Genomic DNA, 17,285 nt, shown 5'->3' with positions numbered 1-17,285 from the left:
AAACTATCTGGCTGCACCGCCTGGAGCGTGACCGACCGTAGGGTGTGGCCCGTGAAGATCCTCAGTGTCGTCGGTGCCCGCCCGCAGTTCGTCAAGCTCGCGCCGGTGGCTGACGAGTGTCGGCGTCGCGGCGTGGAGCACGTGATCGTGCACACCGGGCAGCATTATGACCCGATGCTGTCCGACGTCTTCTTCAGCGACCTGGGCATCCCGGACCCGGACGTGCACCTGGGCGTCGGCTCGGGCACGCACGGGGTCCAGACCGGCGCGATCCTGGGGGCGATGGACGCGGTCCTGGAGGAGCACCGGCCGGACTGCGTGCTGGTCTATGGCGACACCAACTCCACGCTCGCGGCTGCCCTGTCGGCGGTGAAACTGCACCTGCCGATCGCGCACCTGGAGGCGGGGCTGCGCTCGTTCAACCGGCGGATGCCCGAGGAGCACAACCGGGTGCTGACCGACCACGCCGCCGACCTGCTGCTGGCTCCGACCCAGGTGGCGATGGACCATCTGGCGGCGGAGGGGCTGGCCGAACGCTCGGTCCTGGTGGGCGACGTCATGGTCGACGTCCTGATGCTGGTGCGCGAGCGACTGGCTGACACCGGCGCGGTCCTGGACCGGCTGGGACTAGAAGCTGGAGTATTTTCCGTGGCCACGATCCACCGGGCGGAGAACACCGATGACCCGGCTCGGCTGTCGGCCATCGTCTCCGCGCTGCAGGAGGTCGACCACCCGGTCGTGCTGCTGGCCCACCCGCGCCTGCGGGCCAAGGCTGCCGAGCACGGACTGGACCTGGACGGTGGCTCGCTGACCACCCGCGACCCGCTGGCCTATCCCGACCTGGTCGCCGCCGTCGACGCGGCCCGCGGGGTCATCACGGACTCCGGCGGCCTGCAGAAGGAGGCCTTTGTGCTGCGCACCCCCTGCACCACGGTGCGCACCGAGACCGAGTGGGTGGAGACCGTCGAGCTGGGGTGGAACGTGTTGGTCGAGCCGGGTCCGGCTGTGGCCACAGCCGCGTCCCGACCGGATCCAGAACCGACCGACGCCGCTCCCTATGGCACGGGCACCGCGGCCGCAGCCGTGCTCGACGCCCTGCTCACCCCCTGACCGAGCGCGCCAGCGCCTGCTCACAAGCCTGACCGAGCGCGCCAGCGCCCGCTCACAACCCTGACCGAGCGCGTGACCACCGCTCAACGTTGGTCGGAGCCGCGCTCGGCCAGTGCGCCAACCGCGTGCACCCACCCCTGCACCAACTGCTCCGCGGACAGCTCACGGGCCACGGCGTGACTCGCCGCCTTGTAACGCTCGACGTCCTCGGGCGTGAGGTCATCGAGGGCCCGGGCCAGCGACTCGGCCGTGAAGTCCGAGGTCACGACCCCCAGTCCGTGCTCGTGCACGAGCGCGGACATCTCCGGGCTGGGGCCCACGACGATCCCTAGTCGGGCCTGGATGAAGTCGAAGAACTTGTTAGGCAGGGTGTTCAGATAGTTGAAGGTCAGCGGCGGCAGCACGAACACCCCGACGTCGCAGGCCCCGAGCCGCTCGACGAGCTCGCCCGGCGGCACCGGGTCGTTGAAGCGCACCTGGGGCAGGTCCGCGGCCTCCGTCTGCAGTTCCTCGAGGTATGCCGGGTCGTTGGGCACCAGATAGAGGTCCAGGGTGACCGGTCGCTGGGTGAGGCGGACCGCGTCGAGCATCACCCCGAGGCTGCGGTTGCGGCGGGCTGCACCAGAGTGGACCAGCCGCAACGGGTCACCGACGGGAGTGGGTGAGCGGTCGGCATACGGCGCGGCATTGGGCACCACCCCGGCCTCGATGCCGAACTCCCGCTGATATTCGGCGGCCAGGATCGCCCCCACCGTGGTGACCGATGCGGCCCGCGACACCCAGGTGCGCACCAGCCAGCGACGGTAGGGCGCCACGAACCAGCGCCACCGGCGCGACTCCTCGTTCTGGCGGGAGGCGTATTCGTGCAGGTCGGCGTGCACCCCGCCGCGGGGCAGCAGGTTGACGGCCAGCGGCACGGTCTCGACGTCGTTGGCCAGGACCACGTCCCACCGGCCCGGCTCGAGACGAGGGGCCAGGTGCCGGATCACGGGGGCGGTGTCGTAGGCGGGTTGGTAGCGGCGCAGGACCACTAACCTGCGGTCCAGGTGCCAGGAGATGATCTCGTCGGGCACCGCGATGTGCTCCACGACGCCCTCCGGCGCTGGGCCATAGCCCACCGTGGTCACGGCATAGTCGTCGGTGAACAGGCGGATCTGGCGGAGCACACGGGCATCGGACACCAGGGTGCTCAGGGCGATGATCAGCAGGCTGGGGCGCTCGTCCATCACGACGCCTCGTGCTGAAGGACGCGCGCGTAGAGACGCAGGAGCTCGGTCTCCTCGTGCTCCCAGGTGAGCTGCGTCGCGGCCCGTCGTGCTGCCTCCCGATAGTGCCCCGGGTCGGCCAGGATGGTGCTGATCGTGTCAGCCATGTCCTGGGGGCTCTGGGCGTCGAAGATCTCCCCCACGTGGTGCTCACGCACCAGGGCAGCGGTGTCCGGCAGGTCGGCGGCCGCGATCGGCAGACCGCCGTGGATCGACTCGAACAGCTTGTTGGGCAGGCTGAACCGATAGGACAGGCAGACCGGTCGGACGTAGACCACCGACAGGTCGGCGTCGGCCAGGGCCGTGGCAACCTCGGCCGGTGCGACCTTGCCGACGAAGTGGACCCGGTCCTGCAGGCCCAGGGTCGCGATCTGCCGGTGCAGCACTGCCAGGTAGTCGGGCTCGCCATAGCCGAGCAGCACGAAGTGCACCGCGTCGGGCAGCAGCGCGAGGGCCTCGAGAGTCTCCTCGATGCCGCGCGAGGTGGTGATCCGACCGCCGTAGGCGACCACCTGGTCGTCCTTGTCGAGGCCGGCCAGCTCGCGCAACCTTCCGTGGCTCGGGTCGACCGGTCCACCGGCGGCGCTGGGGATGTTGCGCACCAGCGTCGGGGCCTCGGGCAGGTCATACATGTCCTGCAGCCAGGTGACGATCGAGGGACTCACCGTGATGACCCCGTCGGCCCGCCGGATCGCGGCGGACTCGATGAGGCCCTCGACCAGCGGGGCGATCGGGCGGTCGGGACGCACGTTGCGGTGCCGCCACAACTCGTGCGCGTCATAGACCACCCGAGCGCCGGAGCGCGCGGCGATCCAGCACGCGGGCGCCAGGGTGTTGCCGTCGTTGGCGTGGACCACATCGGGTCGCCAGGCCAGGGCCTCACGGGCGGCGACCGCCCAGTAGAGCCCCAGGCTGGCGGTGCGAAACGTCCGCAACCACACGTCGTTGGCCGCGACGAGCAGGCGGTCCCGCACCGACGGCTGCGCCGGCAGGGTCGGGATCTGCACGACCGGCTCGGGCCTCGTCGGTGCGGGCGCGGTGGCGGGCGCGGTGGCGGGCACGGTGGCGGTTGTGGCGGCGGTAGCGGTAGCGGTGCCGGGCTGGAGCGTGGCCTGCCGACCCAGCACCCGACGGGCCAGGTTGACCGCCCACGGGGCATAGCGCACCAACTCGAACTCGGGGGCCCGGTGCACGGGGATGGCGTCGCCGACGAGGTCTGGCCCCTCGGCATACCCCGACCTGGCGCGGGCCACCGCAAAGATGCGCACCTCCGCGCCGGCTGAGCGCAGGGATGCCGCAGTCTTGAGAACCCGGGCATCGGCGTGGGCGTCGTTGTAGACGAGCAGCGCGACCCGGGGTGCCCTGCCATCGAGGAGCGGTAGGTCAGGCACGGGTCTCCTCCTCGTGGGTCTCGGGTTCCTGGGTGTCGGGCTCGTGAGTGCCGGGTTCCTGGGCGTCGGGGCTCAGACCCGCGAGTGCGGCCTGGGCAGCGAAGTCTGGCTCGGCCGCCACCACCTCCTCGAAGGTGCCGCGGGCGATCATCTCGCCGTCGCGCATGAAGCACACCTGGTTGCTGTGCCGGATCGTCGCCAGCCGGTGTGCCACGACGATGACCGAGACCTCGCCCTGCAGCTCCTTGATGGCATTGGTGACCGCGGCCTCAGTGGAGGTGTCCAGGGCCGAGGTCGCCTCGTCCATCACCAGCACGAGCGGCTCGTTGTAGAGAGCGCGCGCCACCCCGAGGCGCTGGCGCTGACCGCCGGACAGGCTCAGCCCGCGCTCCCCCACCCGCCCGTGGATGCCGTCGGGACGGGACTCGATGACGTCCAGCAGCTGGGCACGGGCCAGGGCCTTGCGCACCCGGTCCTCATCGACGTCGTCGTCCTTCCAGCTCAGGGCGACGTTGCGGGCCACGGAGGCGTCGAAGAGCGAGACCTCCTGGGGGACATAACCCACGCGCAGGCGCCAGTCCCGCATGACCTCGGTGAGCGGGTGCTCGTCCACCAGGATCTGGCCGCTCTCTGGCTCCAGCAGGCCCAGCATCAGGTCGACCAGGGTCGACTTGCCCGACCCGGAGGCACCGACCAGCGCCAGGGTGTGTCCGAAGGGCAGCTCCAGGCTGACGTCGCGGACGGCTGGCACGTCGGCGCTGGGATAGGTGAACGTGACGTCCTGCAGGCGCAGGGTCCGGGCGTCGTCCGGCAGTGGCTGGTGACCGCTGGCCCGGTTGCTGTCGGCAAACCGCCGGCCCCGCTCGATCTCCTCCATGACCTCGTGGGCATAGGGCATGTTGGCACCGGTCTGACCCATGATGGTCTGGAACCGGGTGAGCGACGGCACGAGGCGGAAGCCTGCCACGCCAAACAGCGCCACCGCCGCGAGCGCGCCGTTGACGGGGTCGGCCTCTCCCGCCGCCTGGGCCTGGGCATAGCCGATGACGGCGCCAATCACCAGGCCACCGACGAGCCCGGCCTCCAGGACATAGCGCGGGATCACCCCCAGGAAGTTCTGGTTGGCCCGTGCTCGCGAGGCGCGGCTGCGCACCTGCAGCACGATCTCGGCGACCTCACTGGACTTGTCCCGCAGCGTGATCTCCTTCAGCGAGTGGACCATCTCGCTGACCAGCCGCACCGCCCGGCGGGAGGACTCACGGTTCTCCGTGCCGGCCTTGACCGCCCGCTTGTGCACGACCGAGAACAGCAGCAGAGCGACCAGCCCGAAATAGACGATGACCGCCAGGGCCAGGACCGGCTCGGCCACGAGCAGCACCAGCATGACGGCCAGGAAGGTGAAGGTCTCTCCCGAGAGCTGGGCAAACGGGATGAGCACGCCGGAGACCGTCGCGCCGACGCCCACGTCCGTGGACCGCGCGATGTCAGTGGAGTTGCGCTGCAGCCGCTCGGTCCACGGAGCCCGGAAGGTGGCCTCCAGCAGCTGGGCGCCCAGGGTCTGCTCAAACCGGGCGAAGCGGCGGGTCGCCCACCACTGCAGCCCGATGGCGAAGACCGACTTGCTGATGATCAGGGCCCCGACCAGCAGCAGCACGACGGCGAACTGGGAGGGCTCAGTGAGCTCGATGCCGAGCACCGGGATGGTCGCCGTGCCGCCGGCGAGCATCGGTGCGAGCACGATGGCCAGCAGGCCGAGCGCACCAACATCGAGCATGGCGAGCAGGCTCTGCAGCAGCGCAAAGACGAGGAAGAAGCGCCGGGTGCCGTCCGGGAGCACAGCGAGCAGGTCGCGCACCGTGCGGAAGAGGGCGAGCATCCGCTCCTTCTCTCTTGAGTCAATGGGCCGTATGCCGTGGGTCGGGGGCGGTGCCTCCGTCCCGGTCGGGCGGCCCCAGCCTAATCGGCAGAAGCCTGCGGACCGGTCAGGTCGGCGCGCGTCAGCCCGTGGACGACCAGGTCGACGCGACCCTGGTGGGTGAACCCGGCTGAGCGCAGCACACCCTCCCGGGCGAACCCCGCGGCCCGGGCAACGCTCTCGGAGGCGCCGTTGCCGGTGGCGGTGCGGATCTCGACCCGCTCCATGTCCTGCTCGGTCAGGGCCCACCGTGCCAGGAGTGCCGCCGCGCGACCGGCGAGCCCCTGCCCGCGGACGTCCGGTGAGATCCAATAGCCGATCGCCACGGTCTGATTGCGCCAGTCGGCACTGTTGAGGTCGACCATCCCGGCCAGCTGACCGTTCACCTCGAGAGCGGACACCAGGCCCGTGCCCGTGCGCAGGGCCTCTGCCGCAAAGGTCTGCACGAAGCCTGTCGCCTCGGCCGGCCCGTAGGGCCGGGGCAGCGGGAGCCAGCGCTGAGTCTGCTCGTCGGTGCACGCCGCCACGATCCGGTCCACGTCACTCAGCACAGGCCTCCGCAGCAGGAAGCCTTCCCCCGCCAGGACCACATCATCGAAGGCTCGTCTCGCGGTTCCCATCCCCGCGTCTCAGGCCAGTGCCCAGATCAGCGCCACCAGCGCGAGGAGGGCAAGCAGCAGGACCCAGATCCGCTGCTGCGCACGGTCAACGGGCTGCTGGTCAGTCAGCGCTGCCTCAGTCTGCGCAGCCGACTCGACATCCGGGTCCACAACAGGCCGGGCTCGGTCCTCCCGCAGCTGCCGCCACTGCTGGAGCATCTCGTCGACGTCCACGCGCCCGGCGATCGCCGGGGAGTTGGCGCCGACGACGGGCTTGCGACGGTCCTCGATGACGCGGGCGTTGTAGTCCTCCAGGCGCTCGCGCACCGCGACCTCGTCCGAGATCCCGGCCAGGGACTCGGGGAACCCGCGGCGCTCCTGACGCAGGGCCATGACCGTCGGCAGGGCCGCGCTCATGTCGAGTTTCTCGCGCTCAATCAGGGACTTGACCCACCAGTCGGGGTCGTCCTGGTCCAGGTTCTTCAGCGGCTTGCCGGCCCCGGGCAGGTTGTCGAAGTCGCCGCGGCGCTGAGCCTGCTCGATCTCGACGTCGACCCACGAGTGGATCTGCTGCACGTTCATCCTCGGCCGGGTCCCCTTGGCCTGTGCCCGACGCAGATGTTCCTCGGCCTCAGCCGCCGACTCGAGCCGTCCCGGCACAGGCTCGCCCCCGCCGCCCTGGCCTCGGGCGGCGCCCTCGCTGCTCGGCATACTCATTGGTCTCATTCTACAAACCGGTGCGGTGCGCCACCACGAATATTCGCCGGAACGGCAGCACCGTGCCGACCTCCCGTTGCGGATAGGCCTCACGCAGCACGGCCTTGTAGTCGGCCTCAAACCGCGGTCGCACCTCATCGGGCAGGGCCTGCAGCACGGGCCGCGCACCGGTCCCAGAGATCCACTCGAACACCGGGTCCTCCCCCTGCAGCACGTGCAGATAGGTCGTCTCCCAGGCGTCGACGTGCCACCCAGGGCTGGAGAGCAGGTCCAGATAGTCGGCCGGGTCGAGCACCGCGGCGCGGGGCCCGAGGTCGCTGGTGAAGGGTGCGTATGCCGAGTGGCTGGCCGTCTCCCACAGGAGACGGTGGCTCGGGGCGTCGAAGTTGCCGGGCACCTGGAAGGCCAGGGCGCCACCCGGGGCGATGTGCTCGGTCCACGGCAGCAGGAGATCGGCATGGCCGGGGACCCACTGCAGCATCGCGTTGGAGACGAGCACGTCGACGGGCTGCTCGGGTGCCCAGTCGCTGGCGTCAGCCACGCCATAGGTCGTGAGCGGGTCGGTGTTCTCGCGCTGGGCCTGGCCAATCATCTCGGGCGAGGAGTCCAGCCCGGTGATCTGCGCCTGCGGCCAGCGCTCGCGCAGCACCGGCGTCAACTGGCCAGGGCCACACCCGAGATCCACGACCGTGCGCGCCTCGCTGCGGACGCGGGAGACCAGGTCGACGAACGGGCGCCCCCGCTCATCGGAGAAGCGCAGGTATTGGCCCGGGTCCCAGGTTGCCGTCGTCATGTCTCCATCCAATCAACCGGCAGCGCTGTGGGCATCTGCATTCTGACCCCGCGCACGCTCGCCATCCCAGCGCCCGGGAGCTAGGAGCAGCCGATCGCCCCGAGCTCGGCCAGCCCGGTCAGGTCGCCGTCGCCATAGTGGGTGACGAAGCCCCCGCGCTCGTGCATCAGCTGTCGCGGGTCGTCGACGTGACCGAGACCAACGAGGTGCCCGAACTCGTGGTCGACGATGGCCTGGCGCATGTCGTCGGAGCGCATGTCGTCATAGGCGTCCCGGTCCAGGATCACGAACCCGGTCACATAGCGCTCGGTCGCGCCGCCATAGGCGGAGACGCGATAGCTGCCCCCGACCCCGGCAATGTCATCGGCCAGGTCCGGCGCCTCGTCCTCGTCGGCCCACATGACCAGCACCGGGTCGTCCATGCTCATGTTCTCGAAGTCCCGGTCCTCGGTCGTGCCCACCAGCTCGAACTGCAGACCGGTCGCGTCGCTGGTGTGCTCGATCGCCGTCTCGACCAGCTCCTGGTGATCGTCGGGGGCGCCGTCGGGATTGATGGCGACCTCGATCACCTCGCACGGGTTGTAGCCGACCGGATCACCCGTCTCCGGCTGGGTCGCCATGAAGCTGAACTCCCCCGGCCCGCTGGGGATGTCCCGCGCCGGCAACAGCCGCTCGGGCGTGGTGCCCAGGAGCTCGTGGACCCGGTCGGGAAAGATCTGCGGCTGCATGGCAAAGACGGCCGAGATGGTCACGCCGGCCACCACGACCAGGGCGATGAAACCGGGGACTCGCGAGGGTTGTCGGGGGCTGGGCAGGGCGGGTGGCGGCTGCCCGTAGCGGCCGTAGGCCTCCTCCAGCAGATAGAGCTCCCGCAGACGCGCGTCCAGCTCACGCTGTCTGCGACGTCTGGACCCGAACATGACTGCAGTATGCCGCCCGCCCCTGACAGTGGACCGCGTCGCCGGAGCGCCGTGGTTTGGTCAGATCGGGGGCCGGGTCAGATCGTGGCTGGCTCAGATCAGGGTGCGGACGGCCAGGGTGAGATAGACGACCCCACCGGCCACCACGGCATACGCCGCCAGGACCGGCAGCCACTGGGACACCGACGCCAGCACCGCGTTCGAACCACCTGACCCGTGGAGGAGGGCCGTGCCGCGCAGGGTCACCACCCCGACCAAGGTGAGGGTGAAGGCCATCCCGATGCCGAAGACACCCACGAGCAGCAGGGCGAAGGCGATCTGGCCGGTGAGCATCCCGCTGACCAGCACCAGGAAGGACGACGGCGACGGCACGAGTCCGCCGCTCAGGCCCAGGGCCACCAGGCCCCTGCGGGAGAACGGGTTGCCGACGGCCTCGATCTGCTGGGCGTGGGCACTCGCGTGCGCCGCGTCATCGAGGTGGTCATGAGCGTGCGGGTGATCGTGACTGTGACTGTGACTGTGACTGTGACTGTGACTGTGACTGTGACTGTGGCTGTGGCTGTTGCTGTGGGCCTGCGCGTGCGGGTGGTCGTGCTCGTGGCCGTGGTGGGCGGGCGCGGGGACGCGAGCGTGTCGGTGCGCCTGACTGTGGGCGTGTCGCGTGCGGATGAGTTGCACACCGACCCCGATGACCAGGACCCCGGCCAGCGCCTGGAGCACGCCGGTGATGACGGGCGTGCCGATGCTCGCCACCGCAGACAGACTCACCCAGCCCACCGCGAGAACGATGGCCGAGAACGTGTGCATCAGGGCCACCACGCCACCCAGAGCGGCCGCGTGGCGGTAGTTCCCCCGAGTGCCCACCAGGTAGGCCGCGGTGACCGCCTTGCCGTGTCCCGGTGCCACAGCGTGAGCGGCACCGATCCCGAAGGCGGCCAGCACCGCCAGCACCTGATAGCCGGGGGAATCGAACAGCCCCACCAGCGCCTCGTCCAGCATCGACATCTCGTTCATGCGGCACTCCTGGTGCGTCGCCGTGCTGTGAACGCCCACGCTGCCCCGACGGCCAGCACCGCGACCCCCGCAGAGGACAGCATCAGGACGGGAGCCCGGTCCGCGTCTCCTGCGGTCTGCGTGATGTCCAGGGCATGGTGTGGATCCGTGGCGGTGAACAGGGTCTGCTGCCCACCGGCGGTCACCACGGTCCGGTAGGCCTCGTTGATGTCGGTGAGGGCAGTGACCCTGACATCCACGGTCGTCACCGGTGTCGGGCAGTCGAAGTGCAGCCTCGCACCGGTGTCGAGCAGGTCCTCGATTCCCTCCCAGGTCCCCGCGCAGTCCTGGCCCTGTTGTGTGACCGCGATGTTGTCCAGCAGATAGTCCCGCACCTCCGGGGACTCCATCAGGATCTGTGTGCCGGTGCGCGATTCCTCTCCGGCCGCCGCGAAGGCACCCGTCCACTCCCCCAGCGCCATCCAGTCGTCCTCCGCGCCGGACCACACGACCTCGACGGTCGTGCCCTCCGCCGTCAGGGTCGCGGTCAGTGGTGGACCGAACGGGTGGGCGCTGGCGGCTGCACCTCCGACACCGAGGGCTGCCACGGCGGCCAGGGCGATGGCCGGGGCACGGGAGGTGAGGGGCATGTGTGACGACTCCCGAGGGGCGTGGTGGTGAAGGCTGCGGACGTGGCTTTCGAGAGCCATGGCACGCCGCGTCGGTGCCCGCGGCGTGTGCAGCCGCTGAACCCCCGGGGTCGTCCTGGAGAACATTCTGATTCCTGGGCATTTCCTGCCGCGCTGCTGGTGATCCGTTCACCTGCAGCACATTTGGTGATCGTCGGGAGGTCGTCAGCTGTCGCGAGGCTGGCTGTGCAGGCCATCGCCTGCGGACCTTTTCACGACCAGCACCCATTTCACGACCGACTCCCGCTCTCGATCGAAGAAAGGGGCACAACCGTGTCCTCACGCTCCACCAGGTTCCTCTCCATCGCCGTCGCCTCAACCCTGTGCGTCGGGTTGGCTGGTGCCGCCTACACCATCAATCCCCTTGCCGCAGAGAAATACCCAGCTGCCGAGCAGTGGGCCCCCACCCCAGTGCCCGACCGGATCGTCCTCACCCCGACGACAGACACCGCGACGTCCCAGGCCGTCTCCTGGCGGACCGACTCCACCGTCGAGTCACCGATCGCCCAGATCGCACCGATGGGCTCCGGTCCGTCGTTCAAGGACAACGCCACCGATGTGGCCGCACAGAGCCATGCGCCGGTCCAGGCCGACCTCGGCTATCCCGTCAGTTTTCACACGGCCACCTTCGAGGGCCTGGAGCCTGATGCTTCCTACCTCTACCGGGTGGGTGACGGCGAGAACTGGAGCGAGTGGCAGGAGTTCACCACCGCCACGACGGAGGCGGAGGACTTCAGCTTCATCTACTACGGCGACGCCCAGAACGACCTCAAGGAGCACGTCTCGCGGGTGTTCCGCAAGGCCTTCCGGGACCGCCCCGCGGCCGAGGTCATCCTGCACGCCGGCGACCTGGTGAACACGTCCACCGCCGACAGCGAGTGGGGTGAGTGGTTCCACGCCGCTGGCTGGATCGACGGCACCGTGACGCAGCTGGCCACGCCGGGCAACCACGAGTACGGCGGGGGCAACCTCGCACCGTACTGGGACAAGCAGTTCGACTTCCCGGACAACGGCCCGGAGGAGTTGGCACAGAAGGCGCCCGAGACGGTCTACTACGTCGATTACAAGGGTGTGCGGTTCATCAGCCTGAACACCAACCTCAACAACGACGAGGACATGGCCATCCAGGCGGAGTGGCTTGACCAGGTGCTCGAGGAGAACCCGCACACGTGGAGCGTCCTCACCTTCCACCACCCGGTGTTCGCCACGACGGGGTCGCGCGACAACGTGCGCGCCCGGGAGAACTTCCTGCCGATCATCGAGAAGCACGACGTGGACCTGGTCCTGCAGGGTCACGACCACTCCTATGCCCGCGGCAACCTGCAGAACGACCGCTTGGGTCGCTCGAACATCCACGAGGGCACGGTCTTTGTGGTGTCTGTCTCCGGCCCGAAGATGTATGCCCTCAGCGACGGCTGGAACTGGTGGGACAACGGTGCGGAGTGGACAACTGCCACCGAGTTCCAGCAGCTCTATCAGCTGATCGACGTCTCTGACGACACCATCAGCTACCAGGCCCGCACCGCCGACGGCGCCTACTTCGACGGGTTTGAGCTGACCAAGCGGGCCAACGGCACCAAGCGGGTCGTCACGGTGGATGAGAGCGGGCGCCCGATCCGCTGACGCTTCGACCTCGTCCCCGCCGATCCTGGCGAGGTCACGAAACGGCCCCCGGCGAGTGCGCGCCGGGGGCCGTTCTGTGTGTCCCGGGCCTGCGTGTGGCCCGCCGTTGGTGGATCAGAGGTTGGCGGGGCCAGCCTTCTCGGCCTCGAGCTCAGCCACCTCGGTGCGCTCCTCCGCGGCCGCGCGTGCCTCGGCGATGCGGTCCTCGCCCGGGACCGAGCGGGCGCCGAACCGGTTCGGCTCCTGCAGGTCGGCGAACTGTCCGGAGATCTCGCCGCGGACGCGGTTGTCCGAGCCGACCGGGGCCGGGTCGTTGCCCTCGCCGGCCAGGTCGCCGCGGATGATCGACTCGGTCAGGTGGACACCACCGGTCGTGTTGTTGACCGTCAGGTCGCCGCCGAAGTAGGTGGCCCCCACGCAGGTGCCCCAGGGCGTGTCGCCACCGATCTGCACGGGCGCTCCGTTGGCGTCGTAGGTGGCTGCGCCGTCGATCTCGCTGTCGCAGAGGAGGGCACCCTCCTCCGAACCGCTGACGGTCAGGGCACCGGAGATGACGCTGTCGTCGAGGTCGGTGGCCACGTTGCCGTCGGTGAGCACGTTCTTGGCGACGGTGGAGGACACCAGCAGGATGCTGCCGGACCGATCGGTCACCCGTCCGTCCAGCTGGCTCTGGTCGGCCAGCAGGAAGCCCCCACGGGCGGCGTTGGCCGGGCTGTTGTAGTTGCCGGCCACGGTGGACTCGGTCAGGAAGACTCCATAGCTGCCGCGGCTGGTGACGTTGCCACCGATCGAGGTCTGCGTGGCGTCAACGAAACCGTCGGCCTGTGTCACGAGGTTGCCCTCGATGGTGCCCGAGCCGATCACGAGGTCGGCGCCGGCCTGGACGCGCACATTGCCCTGGATCACCGTGCCGTCCAGGGTGCAGCTCTTGTCCTTGGGGACGACGAGATCGCCGGGGACGGTGACGGCCCCTGCTTCGCCGACGCAGGTGGTGGTGAGCGCGGCCTGGGACGGGGCGGTGACGGCGAGCAGGCTGCCGACGACCAGACCGCCGGTGAGCAGGGTGGAAACAAGCTTCATCGTGTGACCTCCGGGTCAGATATGGGTGATCCGGTGCTGTGCACCGGGACGCCTGCCAGTCCACTAGGAGCGAGTGACGTGCACCCACCCCGTGTCTGGACAACAGGTGTCAGTTGGTTGACCTGACGGCAAGCGATTGACCATCGGGGGGTCAGCCAACCCGCGTGCTGCACCCCGCCCCCTAGGACGTTCCCACCGTCAAGAGCACCGAGTCTGCCGCCTCCTGCCCTGTTTGCGCAAGGGATCGGTGCTCTCGCACCCAATCTGCGCGTCGCTCCCGCTCGGCCTGGGGCAGTGGATGGGCACGCAAAACCGAGACCATCGCCTCGGCCACGGGAGCCACGGCATAGCCCACGGCCTCCCCCAGGTCGTGGTCGGTCAGGTCCGCCGCAGCGGGTCCCGGCCCGGCATAGACGACCGGCGTCCCGCAGGCCAGAGCGGCCAGCACCTTGGTCGGATAGGCAAAGTCATAGCCCAGGCCGGGCTTGATGGAGACCAGCGCCCCAGCCGCGGCGCGCTGCCAGGCGGCAGCCTCCACCGCAGGGACGAGGGGGCGCAGCTCAATGGTCCCCGGTGGCAGGTCCGCAGCGATCCGCTGCAGGGCCGGCCAGGAGCTCCCCTGGCCCAGGAAGACCAGCCGAGCACCCGGCACGCGCTCGAGCACCTCAGGCATCGCCTCGGCGAAGATCTCGGCGCCCTGCCACTCCGAGGCCGTGCCGGCATAGACGAGGAAGGGGGCGTTGGGCGCGTCCTCCGGAACCTGGCCCTGCGGAGTGAACAGCGTGGTGTCAATCCCGTTGCGCACCACCGTGACCGGGTCAGCCCCCAACCCACGCACCCGCTCCGCCACACCGTCGGACACCGCGAGCACACCCTGTGCGCCGCGCAGCGCGAACCGCTCGACCCAGCGCAGGATGCCCACGACGGCAACAGGGGCGCCCACCGACTCCGACGCGTCAGACCACACGTCGGCGGCGTAATAGACATAGGGCACCCGGCGCCCAGTCAGGGAGCGCAGGCCGGTGACCACGCGCACCACGGCTCCGGTGGTGGGGGGTGGCTCCACCAGGACGACGTCCGGGCGCGGGGTCACCAGCAACCGCAGGGCCAGGGGCAGGTCAAACGACATGTACTGCAGGTAGCCGCGCACGTAGCCGCCCGCATCGCGCAGGACGGGCGCCCGGCGCACCTGCGCACCCGGGACATCGGTCGCGTCACTCGCACGCTGACCTGGTGGCGGGGCGCTGGTCAGCACGCGCACCTGCGCCCCGCGGTCGACCAGAGCCCGGACGACCTCCGTCAGCCGGAACGTCGCGGCAGCAGCCTCCGGGGCGAAGATCCGGGTGGTGAGCACGACATGGCGGGCACGCCGGGTGATGTGCTCGCGGGCGGTCACAGGGTGATGGTGGTGCCCGTGCTCGCGGACTCGAGCACCGCCTCAACGACCTTCAGGGCGTGCACGCCCTCGGCCATGCTGACCGACTCGGACTCCTTGCCCCACAGGCGGTCCCGGAAGTTCTCCTGCTCCACCCGCAACGGCTCACGCTTGGCGATCGCATAACGGATCGAGTCTCCCTCGGAGACGCCCCGGAAGACCGTGACGCGGTCCCAGTCGGAGCGCACGTCACCGTTGGCCACGAAGGTCAGGTCGCCGGAGAGGGTGTTGGCGATGAAGGAGCCCTTCTCACCGGTCGCGACGGTCTCGCGGACCTTCAGCGGCGAGAGCCAGTTGACGATGTGGTTGACGATGGTGCCGTTCTGCAACCGGCCGGACGCGACGACCATGTCCTCGTGCTCGCGCCCGGAGCGGTGGGTCACCTGCGCGCTGATCAGCGAATAGGGCGACTGAGCGATCCAGGACGTCAGGTCGACATCGTGCGTGGCCAGGTCCTTGACCACGCCGACGTCAGCGATCCGGGCCGGGAAAGGACCCTGCCGCGAGGTGGTGATCTGATAGACGTTGCCCAGCTCACCGGCCTCGATCCGGTGCCGCATCTCCAGCAGGGCCGGGTTGCACCGTTCGACATAGCCCACACAACCGACCAACCCGGCGGCCTCGAACGCGGCGGCGACCCGCTCGCCCTCCTCGTAGGTCGCGGCGATCGGCTTCTCGATCATCGCGTGCACCCCGGCCTGGGCCAGCGCCAGCCCCACCGGCTCGTGCAGATAGGTCGGCACGGCCACCATCGCCGCATCAATGCCCTGGGCGATCAGCGACTCGACGTCCGGCTGGACCTCCAGGCCCCCGGCGACACCGTGCTTGTCACCCTGGGCATCGGCCACCGCCACCAGCTCCATGCCCTCGACCTCACGGATCACCCGGGCGTGGTGCCGGCCCATCGCACCGAGCCCGATCAGGCCCATCCGGATCGTCTTGCCCTCGGGCAGCGCGGCTGCCCCGGACTGCCCCTGCCTCTGGTCAGTCATCAGGCACCTGCCGTCACGACGGCGGTCAGGGCCGCAGCGATCCGGTCCAGGTCGTCCTGGGACAGTGAGGGGTGCACCGGCAGGCTGATCACCTCAGCAGCGGCCCGCGCGGTCTCCGGCAGCTCGTGCTCCGGCGCAAACCGGTGCAGCGAGACCAACTCGTGGTTCGGTGTGGGGTAATAGACCCCGCACCCGACCTTGTGCTCCTCGCGCAGCGCGGCAACGACCCGGTCCCGCTCCTGGCCGGACACACCATCGAGACGGATCGTGTATTGGTGATAGACGTGCGTGCAGCCCTCGCGCACCGGCGGCACCACGACCCCCGCAATGCCGTTGAGGTTCGCGTCCAACCAGGCCGCGTTCTCCTGCCGCTTGGCCGTCCAGGCCCCGACCTTGGTCAACTGCACCCGCCCGATCGCGGCGTGGATGTCGGTCATCCGGTTGTTCAGGCCCACGATCTCGTTGGCGTACTGCGCCTCCATGCCCTGGTTGCGCAGCAGCCGGATCCCGCGAGCCATCTCCTCGTCCTCACACGAGACCATGCCGCCCTCACCGGAGGTCATGTTCTTCGTCGGATACAGGCTGAACATCGCAAAGGTGCCGAAACTGCCGACCGGTGCCCCGGCATACTGCGCGCCGTGCGCCTGAGCCGCGTCCTCGAAAACCTGCACGCCCGCCTCGTCGGCAACCTCGCGCAACGCGGTCATGTCGGCCGGGTGGCCATACAGGTGGACCGGCATGATCGCGGCGGTGTTGTCGGTGATCGCCGCCCGCACACTCTCCGCCGCGAGGTTGAACGTGTCGCGCTCGATGTCGGCGAACACCGGGGTCGCACCGGTCAGCGCGACCGAGTTGGCCGTCGCGGCAAAGGTGAACGACGGCACGATGACCTCATCACCCGGCCCGACGCCCGCTGCCAACAGCCCGAGGTGGAGCCCCGAGGTGCCCGAGTTGACTGCGACACAGGTGCGCCCGCCCACCAACTGGTCAGCAAACTCCTGCTCGAAGGCCGCGACCTCCGGGCCCTGCGCCACCATCCCCGACCGCATGACACGGTCGACGGCCTCGCGCTCCTCGTCCCCGATGATCGGCTTAGCCGCCGGGATCATGGCCAGTTCGCTCATTTCACTACCTTCCGCAGGGTGTCCTGTGTCTGCTCGTATGCCGTGCCGGTCACCGGGCACGTCCAGCGTCCGTCTCCATCGTCGCTCAGTGGGCGACCAGACTCCCCCACCCAGCCGATGCGACGCGCCGGGACACCGGCGACCAGGGCGTGGTCGGGCACGTCCTTGGTGACGACGGCGCCGGCCGCGACGGTCGCCCAGGCCCCGATGGTCACCGGTGCGACGCACACGGCCCGGGCCCCGACCGAGGCCCCGCGCTCGATGGTGACCCCGACCGCCTCCCAGTCGTCGGCGCTCTTGAGGCTGCCGTCGGCGTTGATCGCCCGCGGGAAGGTGTCGTTGGTCAGCACGACCGCTGGTCCGATGAAGACCCCGTCAGCCAGCACGGCCGGCTCATAGACGAGGGCGTAGTTCTGGACCTTGCAGTGGTCGCCGAGTCGCACCCCGGTGCCGATGTAGGCACCGCGACCGATGATGCAGCCCTCCCCCAGGACTGCCTCCTCGCGCACCTGGGCCAGGTGCCACACCGAGCTGCCGTCGCCGATCGTGGCGCCATCCGCCACGTCGGCGGTGTCTGCGATGCGTGTCGCCACCGGTGTCCTCCAGGGTCTTGAAGCGGGTGTGGGAGACAATGCAGCC

General features: G+C 69.7%; 16 protein-coding genes. 2 read left to right on the top strand and 14 right to left on the bottom strand.

Translation table 11 applies throughout. The features are described from left to right. The first annotated feature begins 51 nt into the window (after positions 1-51). Entirely contained in the window at positions 52-1,110 is a 1,059-nt protein-coding gene (gene wecB / locus NF556_RS09375) for a non-hydrolyzing UDP-N-acetylglucosamine 2-epimerase (protein WP_289781781.1), read from the top strand. A gap of 83 nt (positions 1,111-1,193) precedes the next feature. Here wecB and NF556_RS09370 read toward each other — a convergent pair whose 3' ends face one another. The 9 genes from NF556_RS09370 to NF556_RS09330 form a co-directional block, all read right to left on the bottom strand. Next, the gene (locus NF556_RS09370) at positions 1,194-2,336 is read right to left on the bottom strand and encodes a glycosyltransferase family protein (protein WP_252595371.1); all 1,143 of its coding nucleotides are present in this window, start codon (positions 2,334-2,336) and stop codon (positions 1,194-1,196) included. Continuing rightward, entirely contained in the window at positions 2,336-3,766 is a 1,431-nt protein-coding gene (locus NF556_RS09365; RefSeq protein ID WP_252595370.1) for a glycosyltransferase, read from the bottom strand. Before NF556_RS09365 ends, NF556_RS09370 begins: the two co-directional genes overlap by 1 nt. Beyond that, a complete protein-coding gene (locus tag NF556_RS09360) occupies positions 3,759-5,642 on the bottom strand; it encodes an ABC transporter ATP-binding protein (RefSeq protein ID WP_252595369.1) in 1,884 nt (627 codons plus the stop codon). The genes NF556_RS09365 and NF556_RS09360 overlap by 8 nt, the downstream gene beginning before the upstream one ends. 80 nt (positions 5,643-5,722) lie before the next feature. After that, positions 5,723-6,301 (bottom strand): GNAT family N-acetyltransferase, encoded by a 579-nt coding sequence (locus NF556_RS09355; protein WP_252595368.1) that lies wholly within the window; start codon positions 6,299-6,301, stop codon positions 5,723-5,725. 9 nt (positions 6,302-6,310) lie between these two features. Then, positions 6,311-6,997, bottom strand: a complete 687-nt coding sequence (locus NF556_RS09350; protein ID WP_252595367.1) for a DnaJ family domain-containing protein — start codon at positions 6,995-6,997, stop codon at positions 6,311-6,313. Positions 6,998-7,007: 10 nt separating this feature from the next. Beyond that, positions 7,008-7,790, bottom strand: a complete 783-nt coding sequence (locus tag NF556_RS09345; RefSeq protein ID WP_252595366.1) for a trans-aconitate 2-methyltransferase — start codon at positions 7,788-7,790, stop codon at positions 7,008-7,010. Between the two features lie 80 nt (positions 7,791-7,870). Continuing rightward, positions 7,871-8,710 carry a zinc metalloprotease gene (locus NF556_RS09340; RefSeq protein WP_252595365.1) on the bottom strand — a complete coding sequence of 280 codons (840 nt, stop codon included), beginning with the start codon at positions 8,708-8,710 and terminating at the stop codon, positions 7,871-7,873. Positions 8,711-8,803: 93 nt separating this feature from the next. Continuing rightward, positions 8,804-9,724 carry a HoxN/HupN/NixA family nickel/cobalt transporter gene (locus NF556_RS09335; RefSeq protein WP_252595364.1) on the bottom strand — a complete coding sequence of 307 codons (921 nt, stop codon included), beginning with the start codon at positions 9,722-9,724 and terminating at the stop codon, positions 8,804-8,806. Beyond that, positions 9,721-10,353 (bottom strand): hypothetical protein, encoded by a 633-nt coding sequence (locus NF556_RS09330; RefSeq protein ID WP_252595363.1) that lies wholly within the window; start codon positions 10,351-10,353, stop codon positions 9,721-9,723. Before NF556_RS09330 ends, NF556_RS09335 begins: the two co-directional genes overlap by 4 nt. Before the next feature lie 312 nt (positions 10,354-10,665). On the opposite strand from NF556_RS09330, the gene NF556_RS09325 reads away from it, so the two are divergent. After that, on the top strand, positions 10,666-12,015 hold the full coding sequence (locus NF556_RS09325; protein ID WP_252595362.1) for a purple acid phosphatase family protein: 1,350 nt from the start codon (positions 10,666-10,668) through the stop codon (positions 12,013-12,015). Positions 12,016-12,129: 114 nt separating this feature from the next. Here the strand turns inward: NF556_RS09325 and NF556_RS09320 are convergent, their stop codons facing one another. The 5 genes from NF556_RS09320 to NF556_RS09300 form a co-directional block, all read right to left on the bottom strand. After that, positions 12,130-13,095, bottom strand: coding sequence for a hypothetical protein (locus NF556_RS09320; protein WP_252595361.1), 966 nt, complete (start codon positions 13,093-13,095; stop codon positions 12,130-12,132). 181 nt (positions 13,096-13,276) lie between these two features. Further along, entirely contained in the window at positions 13,277-14,491 is a 1,215-nt protein-coding gene (locus NF556_RS09315; protein WP_252595360.1) for a glycosyltransferase family 4 protein, read from the bottom strand. Beyond that, a complete protein-coding gene (locus NF556_RS09310; protein ID WP_252595359.1) occupies positions 14,488-15,522 on the bottom strand; it encodes a Gfo/Idh/MocA family protein in 1,035 nt (344 codons plus the stop codon). The genes NF556_RS09315 and NF556_RS09310 overlap by 4 nt, the downstream gene beginning before the upstream one ends. Beyond that, a complete protein-coding gene (locus NF556_RS09305; RefSeq protein WP_252595358.1) occupies positions 15,522-16,646 on the bottom strand; it encodes a DegT/DnrJ/EryC1/StrS family aminotransferase in 1,125 nt (374 codons plus the stop codon). The genes NF556_RS09310 and NF556_RS09305 overlap by 1 nt, the downstream gene beginning before the upstream one ends. Then, complete coding sequence (locus NF556_RS09300) at positions 16,643-17,239, bottom strand: N-acetyltransferase (protein ID WP_252595357.1); 597 nt, start codon at positions 17,237-17,239, stop codon at positions 16,643-16,645. Before NF556_RS09300 ends, NF556_RS09305 begins: the two co-directional genes overlap by 4 nt. Between the last annotated feature and the right edge of the window lie 46 nt (positions 17,240-17,285).

This window comes from Ornithinimicrobium faecis (assembly GCF_023923225.1).
Lineage (GTDB): Bacteria > Actinomycetota > Actinomycetes > Actinomycetales > Dermatophilaceae > Ornithinicoccus > Ornithinicoccus faecis.
The sequence above is the reverse complement of the archived record's forward strand: the minus strand, read 5'-3'. Positions and strand labels throughout refer to the sequence as shown.

Excerpts from the sequence above, each read along its gene's own strand:
- NF556_RS09370 (WP_252595371.1), bottom strand. The coding sequence starts at position 2,336 with ATGGACGAGCGCCCCAGCCTGCTGATCATCGCCCTGAGCACCCTGGTG.
- NF556_RS09360 (WP_252595369.1), bottom strand. The coding sequence starts at position 5,642 with ATGCTCGCCCTCTTCCGCACGGTGCGCGACCTGCTCGCTGTGCTCCCG.
- NF556_RS09355 (WP_252595368.1), bottom strand. The coding sequence starts at position 6,301 with ATGGGAACCGCGAGACGAGCCTTCGATGATGTGGTCCTGGCGGGGGAA.
- NF556_RS09350 (WP_252595367.1), bottom strand. The coding sequence starts at position 6,997 with ATGAGTATGCCGAGCAGCGAGGGCGCCGCCCGAGGCCAGGGCGGCGGG.
- NF556_RS09345 (WP_252595366.1), bottom strand. The coding sequence starts at position 7,790 with ATGACGACGGCAACCTGGGACCCGGGCCAATACCTGCGCTTCTCCGAT.
- NF556_RS09340 (WP_252595365.1), bottom strand. The coding sequence starts at position 8,710 with ATGTTCGGGTCCAGACGTCGCAGACAGCGTGAGCTGGACGCGCGTCTG.
- NF556_RS09335 (WP_252595364.1), bottom strand. The coding sequence starts at position 9,724 with ATGAACGAGATGTCGATGCTGGACGAGGCGCTGGTGGGGCTGTTCGAT.
- NF556_RS09330 (WP_252595363.1), bottom strand. The coding sequence starts at position 10,353 with ATGCCCCTCACCTCCCGTGCCCCGGCCATCGCCCTGGCCGCCGTGGCA.
- NF556_RS09320 (WP_252595361.1), bottom strand. The coding sequence starts at position 13,095 with ATGAAGCTTGTTTCCACCCTGCTCACCGGCGGTCTGGTCGTCGGCAGC.
- NF556_RS09310 (WP_252595359.1), bottom strand. The coding sequence starts at position 15,522 with ATGACTGACCAGAGGCAGGGGCAGTCCGGGGCAGCCGCGCTGCCCGAG.
- NF556_RS09305 (WP_252595358.1), bottom strand. The coding sequence starts at position 16,646 with ATGAGCGAACTGGCCATGATCCCGGCGGCTAAGCCGATCATCGGGGAC.